This window comes from Blastococcus sp. SYSU D00695 (assembly GCF_054050555.1).
The window spans coordinates 64,835-80,520 of record NZ_JBJGZP010000015.1; the positions used below are offsets into that span (position 1 = coordinate 64,835).

General features: G+C 78.5%; 13 protein-coding genes. 6 read left to right on the forward strand and 7 right to left on the reverse strand.

Translation table 11 applies throughout. The features are described from left to right. Positions 1 to 83: 83 nt before the first annotated feature. The 4 genes from ACI781_RS11875 to mraZ all read right to left on the reverse strand — a co-directional run bounded on the left by ACI781_RS11875 (position 84) and on the right by mraZ (position 4,464). Positions 84 to 1,976: a peptidoglycan D,D-transpeptidase FtsI family protein gene (locus tag ACI781_RS11875; RefSeq protein WP_456566307.1), complete on the reverse strand. Its 1,893-nt coding sequence runs from the start codon at positions 1,974 to 1,976 to the stop codon at positions 84 to 86. Between the two features lie 3 nt (positions 1,977 to 1,979). Beyond that, the gene (locus tag ACI781_RS11880) at positions 1,980 to 2,705 is read right to left on the reverse strand and encodes a hypothetical protein (protein ID WP_456566308.1); all 726 of its coding nucleotides are present in this window, start codon (positions 2,703 to 2,705) and stop codon (positions 1,980 to 1,982) included. Continuing rightward, positions 2,702 to 3,706: a 16S rRNA (cytosine(1402)-N(4))-methyltransferase RsmH gene (gene rsmH / locus ACI781_RS11885; protein ID WP_456566309.1), complete on the reverse strand. Its 1,005-nt coding sequence runs from the start codon at positions 3,704 to 3,706 to the stop codon at positions 2,702 to 2,704. Before rsmH ends, ACI781_RS11880 begins: the two co-directional genes overlap by 4 nt. Before the next feature lie 323 nt (positions 3,707 to 4,029). Then, entirely contained in the window at positions 4,030 to 4,464 is a 435-nt protein-coding gene (mraZ, locus tag ACI781_RS11890; RefSeq protein ID WP_456566310.1) for a division/cell wall cluster transcriptional repressor MraZ, read from the reverse strand. 1,120 nt (positions 4,465 to 5,584) lie between these two features. Between mraZ and ACI781_RS11895 the strand changes: the two genes are divergently transcribed. The 3 genes from ACI781_RS11895 to ACI781_RS11905 are packed head-to-tail and all read left to right on the forward strand — an operon-like array spanning position 5,585 to position 10,280. Then, positions 5,585 to 6,553 carry an AAA family ATPase gene (locus tag ACI781_RS11895; protein ID WP_456566311.1) on the forward strand — a complete coding sequence of 323 codons (969 nt, stop codon included), beginning with the start codon at positions 5,585 to 5,587 and terminating at the stop codon, positions 6,551 to 6,553. A gap of 2 nt (positions 6,554 to 6,555) precedes the next feature. Further along, the gene (locus tag ACI781_RS11900) at positions 6,556 to 7,887 is read left to right on the forward strand and encodes a DUF58 domain-containing protein (RefSeq protein ID WP_456566312.1); all 1,332 of its coding nucleotides are present in this window, start codon (positions 6,556 to 6,558) and stop codon (positions 7,885 to 7,887) included. Beyond that, positions 7,884 to 10,280, forward strand: coding sequence for a transglutaminase family protein (locus tag ACI781_RS11905; protein ID WP_456566313.1), 2,397 nt, complete (start codon positions 7,884 to 7,886; stop codon positions 10,278 to 10,280). Before ACI781_RS11900 ends, ACI781_RS11905 begins: the two co-directional genes overlap by 4 nt. Before the next feature lie 159 nt (positions 10,281 to 10,439). Here ACI781_RS11905 and ACI781_RS11910 read toward each other — a convergent pair whose 3' ends face one another. Next, on the reverse strand, positions 10,440 to 10,838 hold the full coding sequence (locus ACI781_RS11910; protein WP_456566314.1) for a DUF3040 domain-containing protein: 399 nt from the start codon (positions 10,836 to 10,838) through the stop codon (positions 10,440 to 10,442). 218 nt (positions 10,839 to 11,056) lie between these two features. Then, positions 11,057 to 12,319 carry a DNA polymerase IV gene (gene dinB / locus ACI781_RS11915; RefSeq protein ID WP_456566315.1) on the reverse strand — a complete coding sequence of 421 codons (1,263 nt, stop codon included), beginning with the start codon at positions 12,317 to 12,319 and terminating at the stop codon, positions 11,057 to 11,059. A 233-nt stretch (positions 12,320 to 12,552) separates the two neighbouring features. Here dinB and ACI781_RS11920 point away from each other — a divergent pair, with 233 nt between their 5' ends. The 3 genes from ACI781_RS11920 to ACI781_RS11930 are packed head-to-tail and all read left to right on the forward strand — an operon-like array spanning position 12,553 to position 15,222. Further along, positions 12,553 to 12,855, forward strand: a complete 303-nt coding sequence (locus tag ACI781_RS11920) for a BatC protein (protein ID WP_456566316.1) — start codon at positions 12,553 to 12,555, stop codon at positions 12,853 to 12,855. Between the two features lie 17 nt (positions 12,856 to 12,872). Further along, positions 12,873 to 14,210 (forward strand): cupin domain-containing protein, encoded by a 1,338-nt coding sequence (locus tag ACI781_RS11925; protein WP_456566317.1) that lies wholly within the window; start codon positions 12,873 to 12,875, stop codon positions 14,208 to 14,210. Further along, on the forward strand, positions 14,173 to 15,222 hold the full coding sequence (locus ACI781_RS11930) for a sucrase ferredoxin (RefSeq protein ID WP_456566318.1): 1,050 nt from the start codon (positions 14,173 to 14,175) through the stop codon (positions 15,220 to 15,222). Before ACI781_RS11925 ends, ACI781_RS11930 begins: the two co-directional genes overlap by 38 nt. Here the strand turns inward: ACI781_RS11930 and ACI781_RS11935 are convergent. Beyond that, entirely contained in the window at positions 15,219 to 15,683 is a 465-nt protein-coding gene (locus tag ACI781_RS11935) for a YdeI/OmpD-associated family protein (RefSeq protein WP_456566319.1), read from the reverse strand. The two genes, ACI781_RS11930 and ACI781_RS11935, sit on opposite strands and share 4 nt — an antisense overlap. Between the last annotated feature and the right edge of the window lie 3 nt (positions 15,684 to 15,686).

The window sequence follows — 15,686 nt, forward strand, 5'->3', positions numbered from 1 at the left end:
GGGTCTCCAATCTACCGGCGCGGGGACCGGCACCCGCGCAGCGCACGCCCGGCGGGGACGGCTCCCGCGCGGCGCGGGCCCGCTCAGCTGCCGGGGGCGAGGACGAAGTCGGGGCGGGGCGTGCCCGAGGGGACCACCCCGCCGGCGGTGAGGGCGTAGCGCATGACGTCGGCGAAGACGGGGGCGGCGACCTGGCCGCCCTCGGCGGAGCTGGTCGGCCGCTCCAGGTCGACGGCGACGACGTACTGCGGGTCGTCGGCCGGGGCGAAGCCGACGAAGGTGGTCACGTAGCCGCCGCCGTCGTAGCAGCCGCACTCGGGGTTGGCCCGCTGCGCGGTGCCGGTCTTGCCCGCCACGCGGAAGCCGTCGACCTGGCCCAGGGGGGCCGTCCCGCCGGGGCCGACGACGGCCTCGAGCATGTAGGCCATGTCGTCCGCGGTCGCCTCGCTGATGACGCGGGTGGGCTGCGGCCGCTCGGTTCGGGTGACGGTGCCGTCGGCGGCGGTGACCGAGGAGACGAGGCGGGGGGCGATGCGGACGCCGTCGTTGGCGATCGCCTGGTAGACCGACGCCATCTGCAGAGTGGTGACCGACACGCCCTGCCCGATCGGCACGTTCGCCGCCCGGCTGGCCGTCCAGTCCTCGGCGGGCTCGAGGATGCCGGCGCTCTCGCCGGGCAGCTCGATGCCGGTGGTGCTGCCGATGCCGAACGCCTGCAGGTACTGCTCCAGCCGCTCGTCGCCCAGCTCGCGGGCGAGCATGATCGTCCCGACGTTGCTGGACTTGGCGAGGATGCCGGTGACCGTCCAGTCGATCGGCGCGTGGTCGTGGGCGTCGGTGACGACGGCGTCGCCGGCCTGGATGTGGCCGGGGACGTTGAGCACCGTGTCGGGGGTGGTGAGCCCCTCCTCGATGGCCCCGGCCAGGGTCACGGCCTTCATGACCGAGCCGGGCTCGAAGACCTGGGAGACGGCGGGGTTGCCGAGCAGGTCGGGGTCGGTGCTGCGGGCCGCGCCGGGGTCGTAGCCGGGGCAGCTGCCCATCGCGACGACCTCACCGGTGTGCACGTCGAGCACGACCGCCGAGGCCCGCGTCGTGGCGCCGTCCCGGCAGGCCTCGCCCAGCCGCTGCTCCATCACGTACTGCACGTCCTCGTCGAGGGTGAGCTGCACGGAGCTGCCGTCGACGGCCGGGGTGGACTCGTCGATGCCCGAGGGGATGGGGTTGCCGCCGCTGCCCACCTCGACCCGGCGCTCGCCGTCGGTGCCGGCCAGCTGCTCGTCGAAGCGCTGCTCGATGCCGGCCAGGCCCTCGCCGTCGCGGCCGATGAAGCCCACGACCTGTCCGCCGACGAAGCCGGCCGGGTACAGCCGCACGGGCTCGTCCTGGAACTGGATGCCGGCCAGGCCGAGGTCCTGGATGGCGGTGACCGTCTCGGGGCTGACCTGGTGGGCGAGCTCGACGTAGCGGCCGTCGTGCCGGAGCAGGTCGGTGAGCTCGGACGCCGGGACGTCGAGCAGGGTGGTGAGCGCCAGCGCCGTCCGCTGGGGGTCGGCCACCAGCGTCGGGTCGGCGGTGACGAGGGACGCGTCGACGGTGTAGGCGAGCAGGTTGCCGTCGCGGTCGAGCACCTGGCCGCGCAGCGCCGCGATGTCGACCGTGCGCAGCCGTGCCTGGGACGCGGCCTCGGCGTACTCGCCGCCGTCCACCCCCTGCAGCAGCACCAGCTTGCCGGTGACCGCCAGGAGGGCGACCGCGATCACCGCCAGCCCGATGCGCAGGCCGCGTCGGGGCAGCACGGGGAGGGTGGCGCGCCGGCGGCGGCCGGGGTCGCGGCGCGGGACGAACGCGCCGGTGGTGTGCGGTGCCCGGTCACGGGCGGTGTCCGCGCGGGACGACGTGGGGCGGGGCGTGCGGCCGGGGACGGGGCGCTGCCCGGCGCGGCGGTCGCCGCCGGGGCGGTGCGGGGTCGACACGGATCAGCCTCCGGTCCCGGCCGCGGGCGGGGTGGCGGGCGCGGGCGGGGTGCCGGCCGCCGGTGGGGCGGGGGGCGCCGGGGTCTCGCCGGGCGGCGGCGCCTCGGCGGGGACGGGCGTGCCGCGCAGGACGAGGGCGCCGTCCGGGCCGATGACGAGGTGACCCGCCGTCCCGGCGGGGACCAGGCCGGCCGCGGCCGCGGCCGCGGCCAGGGCGGCGGGGGTGCCGGCCGAGACGACCTGCTGCTCCAGCCGCTCGAGGCGCTGGGTGCGCTGCACGTTCTCCGCACGCTGCTCGGTCTCGCGCAGCGAGTTCACCGCGATCGCCGTGTTGAGGAACAGCAGGGCCAGCGTGGTGCCCACCAGCAGGCCGACGACGAGGAGGACGAACGGCGCCCGGCGGCCGGTCAGGGGCAGCGACCGGCGGCGGGGCTCGGCGGTCGCGGCGGCCGGGACCTCGCGCGGGACGGGACGGGACGGCCGCGTGCGCAGCGAGCCCGTACGGACGGGGGCGGAGTGCGCCCGGCCGCGGACGGGCTCGGCGGGGGCGTCGGCGGTGGGCGTCGCCCGCGGGGTGGTCGGGCGCGGGCCGGCCGCACCGGTCGTCGTCGCGCGTGGGGTGGCGGGCCGCGGGGTCGAGGTGCGGACGGGGCGGGGCGCGCGCGGTGCCCAGGTGGCTCCGCGCGGGGCGTCGTCGTCGGGCCGGGGTGCCCTGGCGGTCGCGCTCATGCGGCCCTCCGGATGCGCTCGGCGGCGCGGACGCGGGCCGACGCGGCCCGGGGGTTGGCCGCGACCTCGGCCTCCGACGGCGCTTCGCCGCCGCGGGTGACCAGGCGCAGCACGGGGCTGAGCTCGGGCACCGGGACCGGCAGCTCGGGGGGCGTGCGGTCGGTGGCGCCCGCGGCGAGGACCTGCTTGACGATGCGGTCCTCCAGCGAGTGGAAGGTGATGACGACGACGCGGCCGCCGACGGCCAGCGCGTCGAGCGCGGCGGGCAGCGCGCGCTCCAGGACGCCGAGCTCGTCGTTCACCTCGATCCGCAGCGCCTGGAAGGTGCGCTTGGCGGGGTGGCCGCCGGTGCGCCGGGTCGCGGCCGGGATCGCGTCGCGGACGAGGTCGGCCAGCCGGCCGGTCCGGGTGAACGGCTCGCGCCGGCGTTCCCGCTCGATCGCGGCGGCGATGCGGGCGGCGAAGCGCTCCTCGCCGTACACGCGCAGCACGCGGGTGAGCTCGCCGGCGCTGTAGGTGTTGACGACGTCGGCGGCGGTGCGCCCGGTGCCGGGGTCCATCCGCATGTCGAGGGGGGCGTCGGCGGAGTAGCTGAACCCGCGCTCGGGCCGGTCCAGCTGCAGCGAGGAGACGCCCAGGTCGAACAGGACGCCCTGGACCTCGTCGATGCCGAGGGACGACAGGACGTCGGGCATCTCGTCGAAGACGGCGGGCACGAGGGTCGCGCGGTCGGCGTGGCCGGCGGCGGCGATGCGGCGGGCGGCCTCGGCGCGGGCGTCGGGGTCGCGGTCGAGGCCCACCAGCCGCAGGCCGGGGTGGGCGTCGAGCATGGCGAGCGAGTGGCCGGCCAGGCCGAGCGTGGCGTCGACCAGGACGGAGCCCGGGGCGCTGCAGGCGGGGCCGAGGAGCGTGGTGACGCGGTCGAGGAGCACCGGCACGTGCACGGCGCTGCTGCTCATCGTCGGCTGCTCCTCGAACGGGTCGTGTGCGGGCTCGTCCATGGTGGCGTGGAGCGCGGCGTCGGCGGGGTCAGCGCACCGGGCGGGTCGCCGGTCGGCTGGGGCCGGTGGGGCAGGAGGGTGCGGATGCGGCCCCGGGCGCCCCGCGGAGTGCTCGCCTGGCGCCGGGGAAGTGCGTCAGGAGGGGCTCCGCGGGGGCGCCGGGATCCGCCGGTCCGGCCGGTGGCCGGGGGCGACCGCCGAGGGGAGTCGGCGCTCCGCGCAGGAGGACCGAGCTGCGGGGAAGGCGGCTCGGGCCGGGCCGGTCGAGCCGCGGGGAAGACGGCTCGGTCGGGGGGCGCGGAGGTGTCGCGGGGCGGTGCGGCTCAGGACAGGGTCGGCATCCCCTCGCTCTCCATCGCGGCGTAGGCGGCTTCCTGCTCGGCCACGTAGGCGTCCCACGTGGCGGCGTCCCAGATCTCGAAGCGGGTGTCGACACCGACCACGACGACGTCGCGGTCCAGGCCCGCGTACTCGCGCAGGCCGGCGGGGATGGTGATGCGGCCGGTCTTGTCCGGCTCCACCTCGACCATCGACCCGAAGCTCATGCGGGCCCGCATGCGGGCCTCGGCGGTGTCCGACGGCGCCATGGCGGCGGCGGTGGCGCTCTGCTCGGCGACCCGACCCATGGTGAGGCCGTAGATGCAGCGCTCCTGGCCCTTCTTGATCACCATGCCGTCCCCCACCTGGTCGCGGAAGCGGACGGGGAGCGCGAGCCGGCCCTTCTCGTCGAGGCGCAACGGGTAGCTGCCGACGAACACCGGACCACCTCCCCCATGCGTCCTCCCTGACCTCTGCGGGGACCCCGGGACGGGCCCTGCCTCCCCACCGGGCCACACAGTAACCCACTGGGCCCCACTGGACACCACTCGACACCATGTCGTGACGCCTCTCCCCCACCGCCGCCCCCGGCCGGCGTCCCCGCAGGTCACCGGCCCGCCGCCGGGCGCGACCGCGGCGCCCGCAGCGCCCCTCCGGCGGCCCGCCGCGGCCCACCGGCGGTCCCCACCCGGCCCCACGGGGCCCCGGTGGGGAGCGGGGGGGAACGGGGTGGCGGCGTGGGGGCGGCCGGTGGGAGCGCCGGGGGCGCGGCGTGGGGCCGGGTGGGGCGGTTCGTGGGGCGTGGTGGGGACCGCCCGTGGGGCGTGGTGGGGACCGCCGGTGGGGCGCGATGGGGGCCGCCGGTGGGGCGCGGTAGGGGGCCCTCAACGGGGCCGGGTGGGCACCGGGCTTCGGCCCGCCCCCCGCTGCGGGTGTTCCTCGCGCCTCACGGGTCCTGCAGGACGGGCAACCCACGAGGAACACCGCCTGTGCGCCGCCCGGCACCGCTCCCGCCCGCCGCCTCCTGCGGTGTTCCTCGTGCTCCCGCGGCGCTGCAGGACCGCAGGAGCACGGAGGACACCGCAAGAGAGAGGACGGCGGGGCGGTGCTCCGACGTGAGGCGGGCCTGACGGCACCGCGGGTGGTGCCGGCCACGGCCGAGGCGGTCGGGCCCTCGGCGGGGCGGGATGGGCACCGGGCTTCGGCCCGCCCCCGGTTGCGGGTGTTCCTCGCGCCTCACGGGTCCTGCAGGACCGGCGACGCACGAGGAGCACCGCCCGTGCGCCGCCCGGCACCGCTCCCGCCCGCCGCCTCTTGCGGTGTTCCCCGTGCTCCCGCGGCGCTGCAGGACCGCAGGAGCACGGAGGACACCGCACGAGGGCGGACGGCGGTCGGGCGGGACAGCGGGGTGCCCGGGGAGCGCGGTCGGGCGCGGCGGGGGCCCGGGGGACGACGGCGGCGACCGGTCCCGCAGCGGACGGGCCCGGGGAGCGTGGAGGGGGCGCGACCGTCGCGTCCCGGAACCGGCCGGGGGTGGCGCGCGACACGTACCGTGGGCCGGTGACCGACCTCTACCGGCCCGTCCCCGCGGTCGACGTCGCGGCCACCGGCGCCCGGGTGATGGCCGCGATGGACGGCGTCGTCCGCGGCAAGGCCCACGTCGTGCGCCTCGCCCTGGTCGTGCTGCTGGCCGAGGGACACCTGCTGGTCGAGGACGTCCCGGGCGTCGGCAAGACCACCCTGGCCAAGGCGCTGGCCGGCTCGGTCGACGCCAGCGTCCGCCGCATCCAGTTCACCCCGGACCTGCTGCCCAGCGACGTCACCGGCGTCGCCGTGTACGACCAGGAGTCGCGGGCCTTCGAGTTCAAGCCGGGCGCGATCTTCGCCAACGTCGTCGTGGCCGACGAGATCAACCGCGCCTCCCCCAAGACGCAGTCGGCGCTGCTGGAGTGCATGGAGGAGCGGCAGGTCACCGTGGACGGCGTCAGCTACGAGCTGGCCCGGCCGTTCATGGTGGTGGCGACGCAGAACCCGGTGGAGATGGAGGGCACCTACCCGCTGCCGGAGGCGCAGCGCGACCGGTTCACCGCGCGGGTGTCGATGGGCTACCCCGACCGGGACGCCGAGCTGGCGATGCTCGACGACCAGACCGGCGTCGACCCGCTGACCACGCTGCGCCCGGTCGCCGACGCCGCGACCATCCGCGACCTGGTGGACACGGTGGGCCGGCTGCACGTCTCCGAGGCGGTGCGCCGCTACGTCGTGGCGCTGGTGGAGGGCACCCGCCGGTCGCCGGAGCTGCGGCTGGGCGCCTCGCCGCGGGCCGGCCTGCAGCTGCTGCGCACCGCGCGGGCGGCCGCCGCGCTGTCCGGGCGCGACCACGTGCTGCCCGACGACGTGCAGGCCCTGGCGGTGCCGGTGCTGGCCCACCGGCTGCTGCTCTCCCCCGACGCGGCCGCCGCCCGGCGCACCGGCGAGCAGGTGGTCGCGGGCCTGCTGCGGTCCGTCCCCGTACCGCGCGGGCGCTGACCGTGGCGCGGGGACCGCTCGGCGGGGTGCTGTCCGCGCTGACCGTGCGGGGCCGGTGCATGGTCGCCGCCGGCCTGACCCTGCTGGCGCTGGGGGCGCTGCTCGGCGAGCTGCCGCTGGTGCAGGTCGCCGTCTTCGTGCTCGCACTGCCGGTGCTGTCGGCGCTGTCGGTCGCGCGGCGGCAGTTCCGGCTGTCGACGCGGCGCACGGTCGCCCCGGCGCGGGTGCCGCGCGGCGCCGTCGCCGACGTCCTGCTCGAGGTCACCAACGCCGACCGGCGGGCCGGTGGGCTGTGGCTGCTCACCGAGCCGCTGCCGGCGGAGCTGGGTCCCGCCCCGACGTACGTGCTGGAGCGGCTGCCGGCCGGCGCGACGGTCCCGCTGCACTACCGGGTCACCGGCTCCCGCCGCGGCCGCTACGCCCTCGGGCCGCTGCGGCTGCGGCTGGTCGACCCGTTCGGCCTGGTCACCCGGTCGGTGTCGGGCACCGACGCCGGCGCGCTGCTGGTGGTGCCCCGGGTCCGGCCGCTGCCGGCGGGCGGGCTCAGCGGCGGTTCGGGCAGCAGCGGCTCCGGGGCGCGGCGGTCGATCGCCGTCCACGGCGAGGACGACGTGAGCACCCGCGCCTACCGGCACGGCGACGACCTGCGGAAGGTGCACTGGCGGGCGACCGCGCGCACCGGCGAGCTCATGGTCCGGCTGGAGGAGCGCCCCTGGCGGTCCTCGGCGACCCTGCTGCTGGACACCCGCACGCGCGCCCACCTGCTCGCCCGCGCGGGGACGACGGTGCACGCGGCCGGACCGCCCGCCGACAGCCTCGAGTGGCTGGTGGAGGCCGCGGCCAGCATCGGCAGCGCCCTCGTCGACCGGGGCGCGGCCCTGCGGGTGGTGACCGACGCCGGGGAGCTCACGCCCGCCGACGCCCGGCGCGGGCTGGACGCCGGGGAGCTGCTGGACCGCCTCGCGGTGCTGCAGGCCTCCCGCTGCGCCGACCTCTCCGTCGGCGTGGAGCACCTGCTGCGCACCGGGGTCGACGGGCCGCTGGTGGCGCTGCTCGGCGCCGTCGGCACCGACGACGTGGCGCGGCTGGTCCGCACCCGCTCGAGTCCGGGGACCGACCTGGCCGTCCTGGTCGACGTCGCCGGGTACGCCCTGGGCGTCGCCGCGCCCGGCCGGCGTGCCGCCACCGAGTCCGCGCGCGGGCTGCTGGCCCGTCAGCAGGAGGAGGCCGCGGCGATGCTGCGCGAGGCCGGCTGGCGGGTGGCCGTCGCGGGGGCGGGGCAGCCGGTCGAGGACGTGTGGGCGCTCCTCACGCGGTCCGACGTGGCGGCATGAGCGGGCCGGCGTCCTCGGTCGCGCGGCAGGACGCCGCGGCGACGCTGGCCGCCGCGCTGGCCACGGTCCTGGGTTCCGCGGCGCTCGGTCCGGTGTTCAGCGACCGGCGGTGGCTGCCCGGCGTGCTCGCGGCGGTGACCGCCGTGGCGGCCAGCGGCCTGGCGCTGCGGGTGGCCGGGCCGGCGGTGTGGGCCTGGGCGTCGGGAGGCCGGCCGCCGTCGCCCCGGTGGTCGGCGCTGGGGGTGCCACTGGTCCCGGTGGGCCAGCTGGTCGCGCTCGCCTGCGTGCTGACCGCGGTCTTCGCGCCGGACCGGGCGCTGGGCGGCGTCGTCCCCACCGCCCGCAGCCTGGCCGACCTCGGCGACGTCCTGGTCCGCGGCAGCACCCAGATCCGCGAGCAGTTCACCCCCGCCGAGCCGCTGACCGGGCTGTGCGCGCTCACCGCGCTGATGGTCGGCGTGCTGGCCGTCGTCATCGACCTCGTGGCGGTGGGCGGCCGGCAGCCGGCGCTGGCGTCGCTGGCACTGCTGGTCGTCTTCTGCGTGCCGGTGAGCACCCTCTCGGGGGGCATCGGGCTGAGCGCGGTGGCCCTGCCGGCGACCGGGCTGGCGCTGCTGCTGTGGTCCGACCAGCACCGGCGCCTGGGCGGCGGGCCCCGCGGTGGGCACGGGGCGCGCCCGTCGACCGGGGCGGCGACCGCCGCCCGCACCGGGCTGCTGGCGCTGGCCGTGGCGTTCGTGCTCGGGGCGATGGTGCCCACCCTCGGCGAGGGCGAGCTGGCCGCGCGGTTCCGCGCCGGTGGCGGGGGCGCCGGGGGCTCCACGGGCTCGTCCCTGGACCCGACCGCGGCGCTGCGGGGCGAGCTGACCCGCGAGGACCCGATCGACCTGCTGTCGGTGCAGACCGACGTCGACGACCCGGGGTACCTGCGCGCGGTCGGCCTGGACGTGTACGACCCGGCGGTCGGCTGGACCGTCGGCGAGCTGGACGACGCCCGGCAGCTGGACGGGGCCGCCGAGCTGGCCCGACCGCCCGGGGGGACCGGACAGCGGCAGGTCGAGGCGAGGGTGACGGTGGTGGACCACGACGACCGGTTCCTGCCGGTCCTCTCCTCCCCCGTGGGCGTGCAGATCCCCGACGCCGGCTCCTGGGCGTTCGACCCGGCCTCGGCGACGGTGTTCAGCGCGGACCGCACGACCAGCGGCGGGCTCACCTACGTCACCACCGGGATCGAGCCCCGCCCCACCGGGGAGGAGCTGGCCACGTCCCGGCGGGTGCCCGGCGGCCTGCCGGAGGCGGCACTCGCCGAGCCGCCGCGGCTGTCCCCGTCGGTCACGCGCCTGGTCGCCGAGGTGACGGCGGGCGCGGCGTCCCCCGCCGAGGTGGTGCAGGCGATCTACGGCTTCATGACCGACCCGGCCCAGGGCTGGGTGTACAGCCTGGCGACCGATCCCGGGACCACCGGGGACGACCTGGCCGACTTCCTGCAGAACCGGCGCGGCTACTGCGAGCAGTACGCCGGCGCGATGGCGGCGATGGTCCGCGCCGCCGGCGTGCCCGCCCGCGTGGCCCTGGGGTACACGCCGGGCGTCGTGCAGCCCGACGGCAGCCGGCTGGTGACCAGCAACGACGCGCACGCCTGGGTGGAGGTGTTCTTCACCGGCCTGGGCTGGGTCCCCTACGACCCGACCCCGATCGACGACGACCGTGCCGTGGCCCTGCCGTGGGCGCCGCGGCCGCCGGACCAGGAGGTCGACCCGCGCACCGACCTGCCGTCGGCGCCGCTGCCCGCCCCCGCCTCGGTGCCTCCCCGGGTGCTGCCGCCGGCGGACGCCGCGGCGGCCGGCGCGGGCACCGGCCGCTCGGTCGACTGGACCGGCACCGTCCTCCCGGTGGCCGCCGGGGTCCTCGGCGTGGCGGCGCTGCTGGCGGCGCCGGCCGGGGTGCGCGCGCTGCAGCGCCGCCGCCGGCTGGCCGCCGGTGGCGCGTCCGCGGCCTGGGACGAGCTCGCCGCCACCGCCCGGGACCTCGCGCTGCCCTGGGACCCCTGGCAGACCCCTCGCCAGGTCGCCGAGGCGCTGGTCACGGCCCTGCCCGGGACGCCGCCGCCCGGACGGGGCGCCCACCGCTCCGGGGGCGGCGACGCGCGGGCGGCCGTGACCTGGCTGGCGCGGGCGGAGGAGACGGCCAGCTACGCGCGGCCCGGCAGCGGTCCCGCGCCGGCGGAGCTGGCGACGGCGGTGCGCACCGCCCGCCGGGGACTGCTGGCCGCGGCCGAGCCACGGACCCGGCTGCGGGCGTGGCTGTGGCCGGCGTCGGTGCCGGCCGGCCTGCGGGCGGGACGGGTCGGCCGGGTCCTGCGCCGGCCGACCGCCGGGCGGTCCCCGGCCTGACCCGGCTCTCCGGCCCGACCCGGTGCTCCCCGGCCTGACCCGGCTCTCCCCGGCCCGGCCCGGTGCTCCCCGGCCCGACCCGGCGCTCCCCGGCCACGGGGCGCAGACGACGGCAGCCGCCGTCCCCGGGGGGACGGCGGCTGCCGGGAGACTGTCGCGCTACTGGTCGTAGCGGCGGCGGAAGCGCTCCTCGAGCCGGTTCTTCAGCGGCGCGCGGCGGGCCTTGCCGGTCCGGCCGCGGCCCGCGGGGCCACGCCCGCCCGCCGCGGGGGCGCCCTGCTCGGGCGCCCCGGTGGCCGACCGGTAGTTGAGGACGACGAGCGCGGCGCCGGCGAACATCACCACGAAGCCCAGGAAGCCGAGGACGACCCACTGGGCCACCCCGCCGATGAGCAACCCCAGGCCGAGCAGGACCAGGAGCGCACCCAGCTGCAGTTTGCGTCGTGCCTTGAGGCGCCGGTCGCCGGTCCGTACGGAGGAGGCGAACTTGGGATCGTCGTCGACGAGGGCGCGCTCGATCTGCTCCAGCAGTCGCTGCTCGTGCTCGGAGAGCGGCACCGAGACCTCCATGTGGGCGGAGCCAAGGCCGTCGGAGGCTCCCGCCGACGGTGTCACCGAGGATACGAGCCGTTTGCGGGGCGCGAAAGGCGAGTCGGTGCCGACCCGCCGTCCAATCCGCTCACATCACTCCCGGGGGGTGCCCAGGAGCCCCGCCGGGCAACCCCCTCGACGGGCGCGGGGGCGTGGCGGAGGGCCTCCGGGAGTGCTCGTGGACCTCAGGTGGTCCGACGAGCGGGGGGCGTGCGGGGTTCCCGCCCCCCCGGCGTGGCGCGCTCCCCGGCGCGTCCCCCGCCCGACCGGTGCAGCAGCGTCGCCGGGCGCACCGCGCCGGCGCCGAAGCGGCGGGCCGCCCGGTCGGCGGCGAGCTCGGCGTCGCGGCGGCCGTGCTCGCGCGCACCGAGCTCCAGCTGCCGGGGCGCGGACCCGGCCTCGACCAGCCGCTCGGCGCGGACCCCGACCAGCCGGATGCGCGCCCGGTCCAGCCCGAGCGCGTCGAACAGCGTCCGCGCGGTCTCGTAGAGCTCCTGCCCGACGTCGGTCGGCACGCCGAGGGTGCGGCTGCGGGTGATCGTGGTGAAGTCGGCGAAGCGGACCTTGATGGTCACCGTGCGGGCCAGCCAGCCGCCGTCCCGCAGCCGGCCGGCGGTGCGCTCGGACAGCCGCAGCAGCTCCCGGTGGATCACGACGGGGTCGTCGACGTCGGTGCCGAAGGTCTCCTCGTGCCCGGTCGACCTCTCCGGCTCGTCGGGCACCACCCGGCGGGGGTCGCGGCCCCAGGCCAGCTCGTGCAGGTGGGCGCCGGCGGCCTGGCCGACCGCCCGCTGCAGCGTGCGGGCGGGGACGTGCGCGAGGTCACCGACGGTGCGCAGGCCCAGCCGCAGCAGCACCTCCTCGGTCTTGGCCCCCACGCCCCACAGCGCGCCCACCGGCAGCGGGTGCAGGAAGTCCATGACCTCGGCCGGGCGCACCACCAGCAGCCCGTCGGGCTTGGCCCGGGTGGAGGCCAGCTTGGCGACGAACTTGGTGCCGGCCACGCCCACCGAGCAGGTGATGCCCTGCTCGTCGAAGACCCGGGCGCGCAGGTACTCGCCGATCTCCGCGGCGTCGCCCAGCCGGCGGCCGGCCCCGGAGACGTCGAGGAAGGCCTCGTCGAGCGAGAGCGGCTCGACCAGCGGCGTGACCGACCGGAACAGCGCCATGACCGAGCGGGAGACCTCGGCGTAGAGCGCCAGGTCCCCCGGCAGCACCGTGGCCGTCGGGCACAGCCGCAGCGCGCGGGCCGTGGGCATGGCGGCGTGCACCCCGTAGCGGCGCGCCTCGTAGGTGGCCGAGGTGACCACGCCGCGGTTGCCCTGCCCGCCGACGATGACCGGCGTCCCGGCGAGCTCCGGGTGCCGGCGCACCTCCACGCTGGCGAAGAAGGCGTCCATGTCCACGTGCAGCACCGAGCACCCCTCGGCCCGGCTCGCCCCCGCCACCCCGCCACCTCCCCTCGTCGAACGCGTGTTCGACCCGATGGGAGGACGGTACGGCTCCGGGCGCCGTCCGCGCGCGCCGGGAGCGTGTCGTGACCGAGCCGTTGCCGGGCCGCCGACGGGCCGGCCGGCGCGCGCGTCCCCGCTGGTCGCGGGCGGGGTGTGAGAGCACGATGATCGAGGTAAGGCACGACCGGCGGGCCACCGTCCGGTGGTCCACGACCGATGGGAGCAGCATGGCGCTCGACGACGACGACATGACCACCGTGGGCGACGGCGGGGCCGACGGGGGCGCCGACGGCGGCGCCGGTCACGGCCCGGCCGACGGGGGCGCGGACGGCGGTGCCGACGGGGGTGCCGACGGCGGCGCGGACGGCACCGCGGGTCACGGCCCGGCCGACGGGGGTGCCGCCGGTGGCGGCGGCGACGGGGGTGCGGACGGCGGCGCCGACGGCGGCGCGGGTCACGGCCCGGCCGACGGGGGCGCGGACGGCGGCGCCGACGGTGGTGCCGACGGCGGTGCGGACGGTTCGGCCTGAGCCCCGACCCCGCCGGGGTGGGCCGGCCGGTCCCCGACCGGCCGGCCCTGCGCCGGTGCACCTCGCTCGACCCCGAGGTCTTCGCCGAGGAGCACTGGGCGCGCCGGCCGCTGCTGACCCGCGCCGCCGACACCGGCGCGGACTTCGCCGACCTGCTGGACCTCGCCGCCGTCGACGAGCTGCTGTCCCGGCGCGGGCTGCGCACCCCGTTCCTGCGGATCGCCAGGGACGGCGCGGTCGTGGACAGCTCGCGCTTCACGACCTCCGGCGGCGCGGGCGCGGAGGTGGCCGACCAGGTCTCCTCCGACTCGGTGCTGCGGCTGTTCGCCGAGGGCAGCACCGTCGTCCTGCAGGGCCTGCACCGGTTGTGGCCACCGCTGATCGAGTTCGCCGACCAGCTGGCCGCCGACCTGGGGCACCCGACGCAGGTCAACGCCTACGTGACCCCGCCGTCCTCGCGCGGGTTCGCCGCCCACTACGACGTGCACGACGTGTTCGTGCTGCAGGTGGCCGGCCAGAAGCACTGGCGGATCCACGCCCCCGTGCACCCGGACCCGCTGCGCTCGCAGCCGTGGGAGGGCCACCGCGACGCGGTCGCCACGGCCGCGGAGGGCGAGCCGGTCATCGACGCGGTGCTGGAGCCCGGCGACGTCCTCTACCTGCCCCGTGGCTACCTGCACTCGGCGACCGCGCTGGGTGAGATCAGCGCCCACCTGACCGTCGGCGTGCACTCGGTGACCCGCTTCGCCGCCGCCGAGGCCGCGCTGGACCTGCTCCGGGAGCTGGCCGCCGGCGACCCGCAGCTGCGCCGGTCCCTGCCGATGGGCCTCGACCTGGGCACCGCGCCCGCTACCGACCCGGCCGCCCCCGGCGCGCCGGCCGACGACGTGGCGGCCGTCCTCGCCGGGCTGCGCGCCTGGCTGGACCGCGTCGACCCCGCCGAGGTCACCGAGCGCCTGCGCAGCCGCACGTGGGCGCAGGTCCGCCCCGAGCCGGTGGCGCCGCTGGCCCAGGCCACCGCGGCGGCGTCGCTCACCCCCGACACGGTGCTCTCCCTGCGCCGCCGGCTGCGCTGCCAGCTGCGCGAGCCCGCCGACGGCCGAGTGGTCCTGGTCGCCGGGCGCCGCCGGCACGAGTTCCCCGCGCCGACCCGCCCGGCGCTGGCCGCGCTGCTGGCGACCGGCGAGCTGAAGGTCGCCGACCTCCCCGGCCTGGACGCGGCCGACCGGCTGACGCTCGCGCGCCGGCTGGTGACCGAGTCGGTCGTCGTGGTCCCCGACGCCCCGCTCCCCGGGGCGGCCCCGGCGGCGGGGGACGATGGACGGCGTGACGGCGCTCGGGGGACGGATCGGTGACCCGGGCGTCGACCCCGGCGTGACCGCGCTCCCGTCCGCGCAGGCCCCCCCGGTGCCGCCCGCGACCCGGCCGGTGGGGCGGCTGGACGCCGACCGCTGCTCCGTCCGCGCCCAGGCGCGCGGCGACTCCCCGGCCGCGACCGCGGCCCCCGCGCAGCGCTGGGTGCTGCTGGAGCAGCCGGGCCCGTGGGGCCGGGAGGCGCTGCGGCAGTCGCGCCTGGACCCCCGGGCGGCCGCCCGGCTGGCGCAGCGCGCGCGGGCCGAGGGCGTGCGGGTGCTGCTGATCCGACGCCCGGACGCGCGCGCGGGCGCGACGGGGAACCGCTGGGCCTACGTCGACAGCCGGCCGGGCCGGCGCGGGGCCTGGTGGTCGGTCCGCGGGGACGACGCCGAGGTGGCCGAGGCCCCGTGGGACGGCAGCGTCGGCGAGCGCCGCGACGAGCCCACCTACCTGGTCTGCAGCCACGGCGGGCACGACGCCTGCTGCGCGCTGCGCGGCCGGCCGGTGGCCCGCGGCCTGCTCGCCGCCGGCGCGGACGTGTGGGAGTGCAGCCACCTGGGCGGGGACCGGTTCGCCGCCAACCTCGTCGTCCTGCCGCTGGGCGTCTACTACGGGCGGGTGCCCGGCGACGGCACCGAGCTGCTGGCCGCCCACGCGCGGGACCAGGTCGCGCTGCCGTGGCTGCGCGGGCAGGCGGGCCTGCCCCCGGCGGTGCAGGCGGCGCAGCACCACGCGCGCGCGGAGCTCGGGCTGCTCGGGGTCGAGGACCTGCCGGCCCGGCGGGCCACCCGGCTCACCCCGGCCGGCCAGGCGGTCGAGCGGTGGGAGGTGGCGCTGGCCGGGGTGGACGGCGACGTCGTCGTCACCCTGGAGGGCCGGCCCAGCGCGGAGGCCCACCGGCTGACGTGCTCGGCCACGCACGAGGCGCACGCGCGGGTGTGGGAGGTGCTCTCCACCGCGGTCACCTCCGGCGGCCGGACGACGACGAGCACGCGGCGGCGGCTGCTCTAGCGCTGCCTGCCCTCCCGGAACAGCGCGATCGCCTTCTCGACGCGCCGCTGCCGCGTCTCGGGGGTCTTCGCGCCCGCGACGTTGTCGCAGTGGTAGCGCTGCAGGCTGTTGGAGAGGCCGGCGAAGAAGGTGCCGGCGGTGGGGTCGGCGGCCAGGGCGGCGGCGAGGTCCTCGGGGACGACGACCTCGCGCGGGGTGTCGGCGACGGTGAGCGTCACCCGGACCGGGGCGCCGCCGGTGAGCCCGGTGGCCTTCCGCACGGCCGCGCTGACGCTGACCATCGCGGTGCCGCCCATGACGCCGACGGTGGTGCGGTACCGGTGACCGTCGAGGTCGACCAGGACCGGGGGCCGCCGGCCCGCGCCCAGCTCGGTGACGAGCTCGTCGGGCACGGCGATGCCGGTGTTGGTGCCGACCGCCGTGACGGTGGTCTCGAAGGTGACGCTGCGGGGCTCGCTCATCGG

Coding starts and splice junctions, on each gene's coding strand:
- ACI781_RS11880 (WP_456566308.1), bottom strand. CDS start 2,705: ATGAGCGCGACCGCCAGGGCACCCCGGCCCGACGACGACGCCCCGCGC.
- rsmH (WP_456566309.1), bottom strand. CDS start 3,706: ATGGACGAGCCCGCACACGACCCGTTCGAGGAGCAGCCGACGATGAGC.
- ACI781_RS11905 (WP_456566313.1), top strand. CDS start 7,884: ATGAGCGGGCCGGCGTCCTCGGTCGCGCGGCAGGACGCCGCGGCGACG.
- ACI781_RS11920 (WP_456566316.1), top strand. CDS start 12,553: ATGGCGCTCGACGACGACGACATGACCACCGTGGGCGACGGCGGGGCC.
- ACI781_RS11930 (WP_456566318.1), top strand. CDS start 14,173: ATGGACGGCGTGACGGCGCTCGGGGGACGGATCGGTGACCCGGGCGTC.
- ACI781_RS11935 (WP_456566319.1), bottom strand. CDS start 15,683: ATGAGCGAGCCCCGCAGCGTCACCTTCGAGACCACCGTCACGGCGGTC.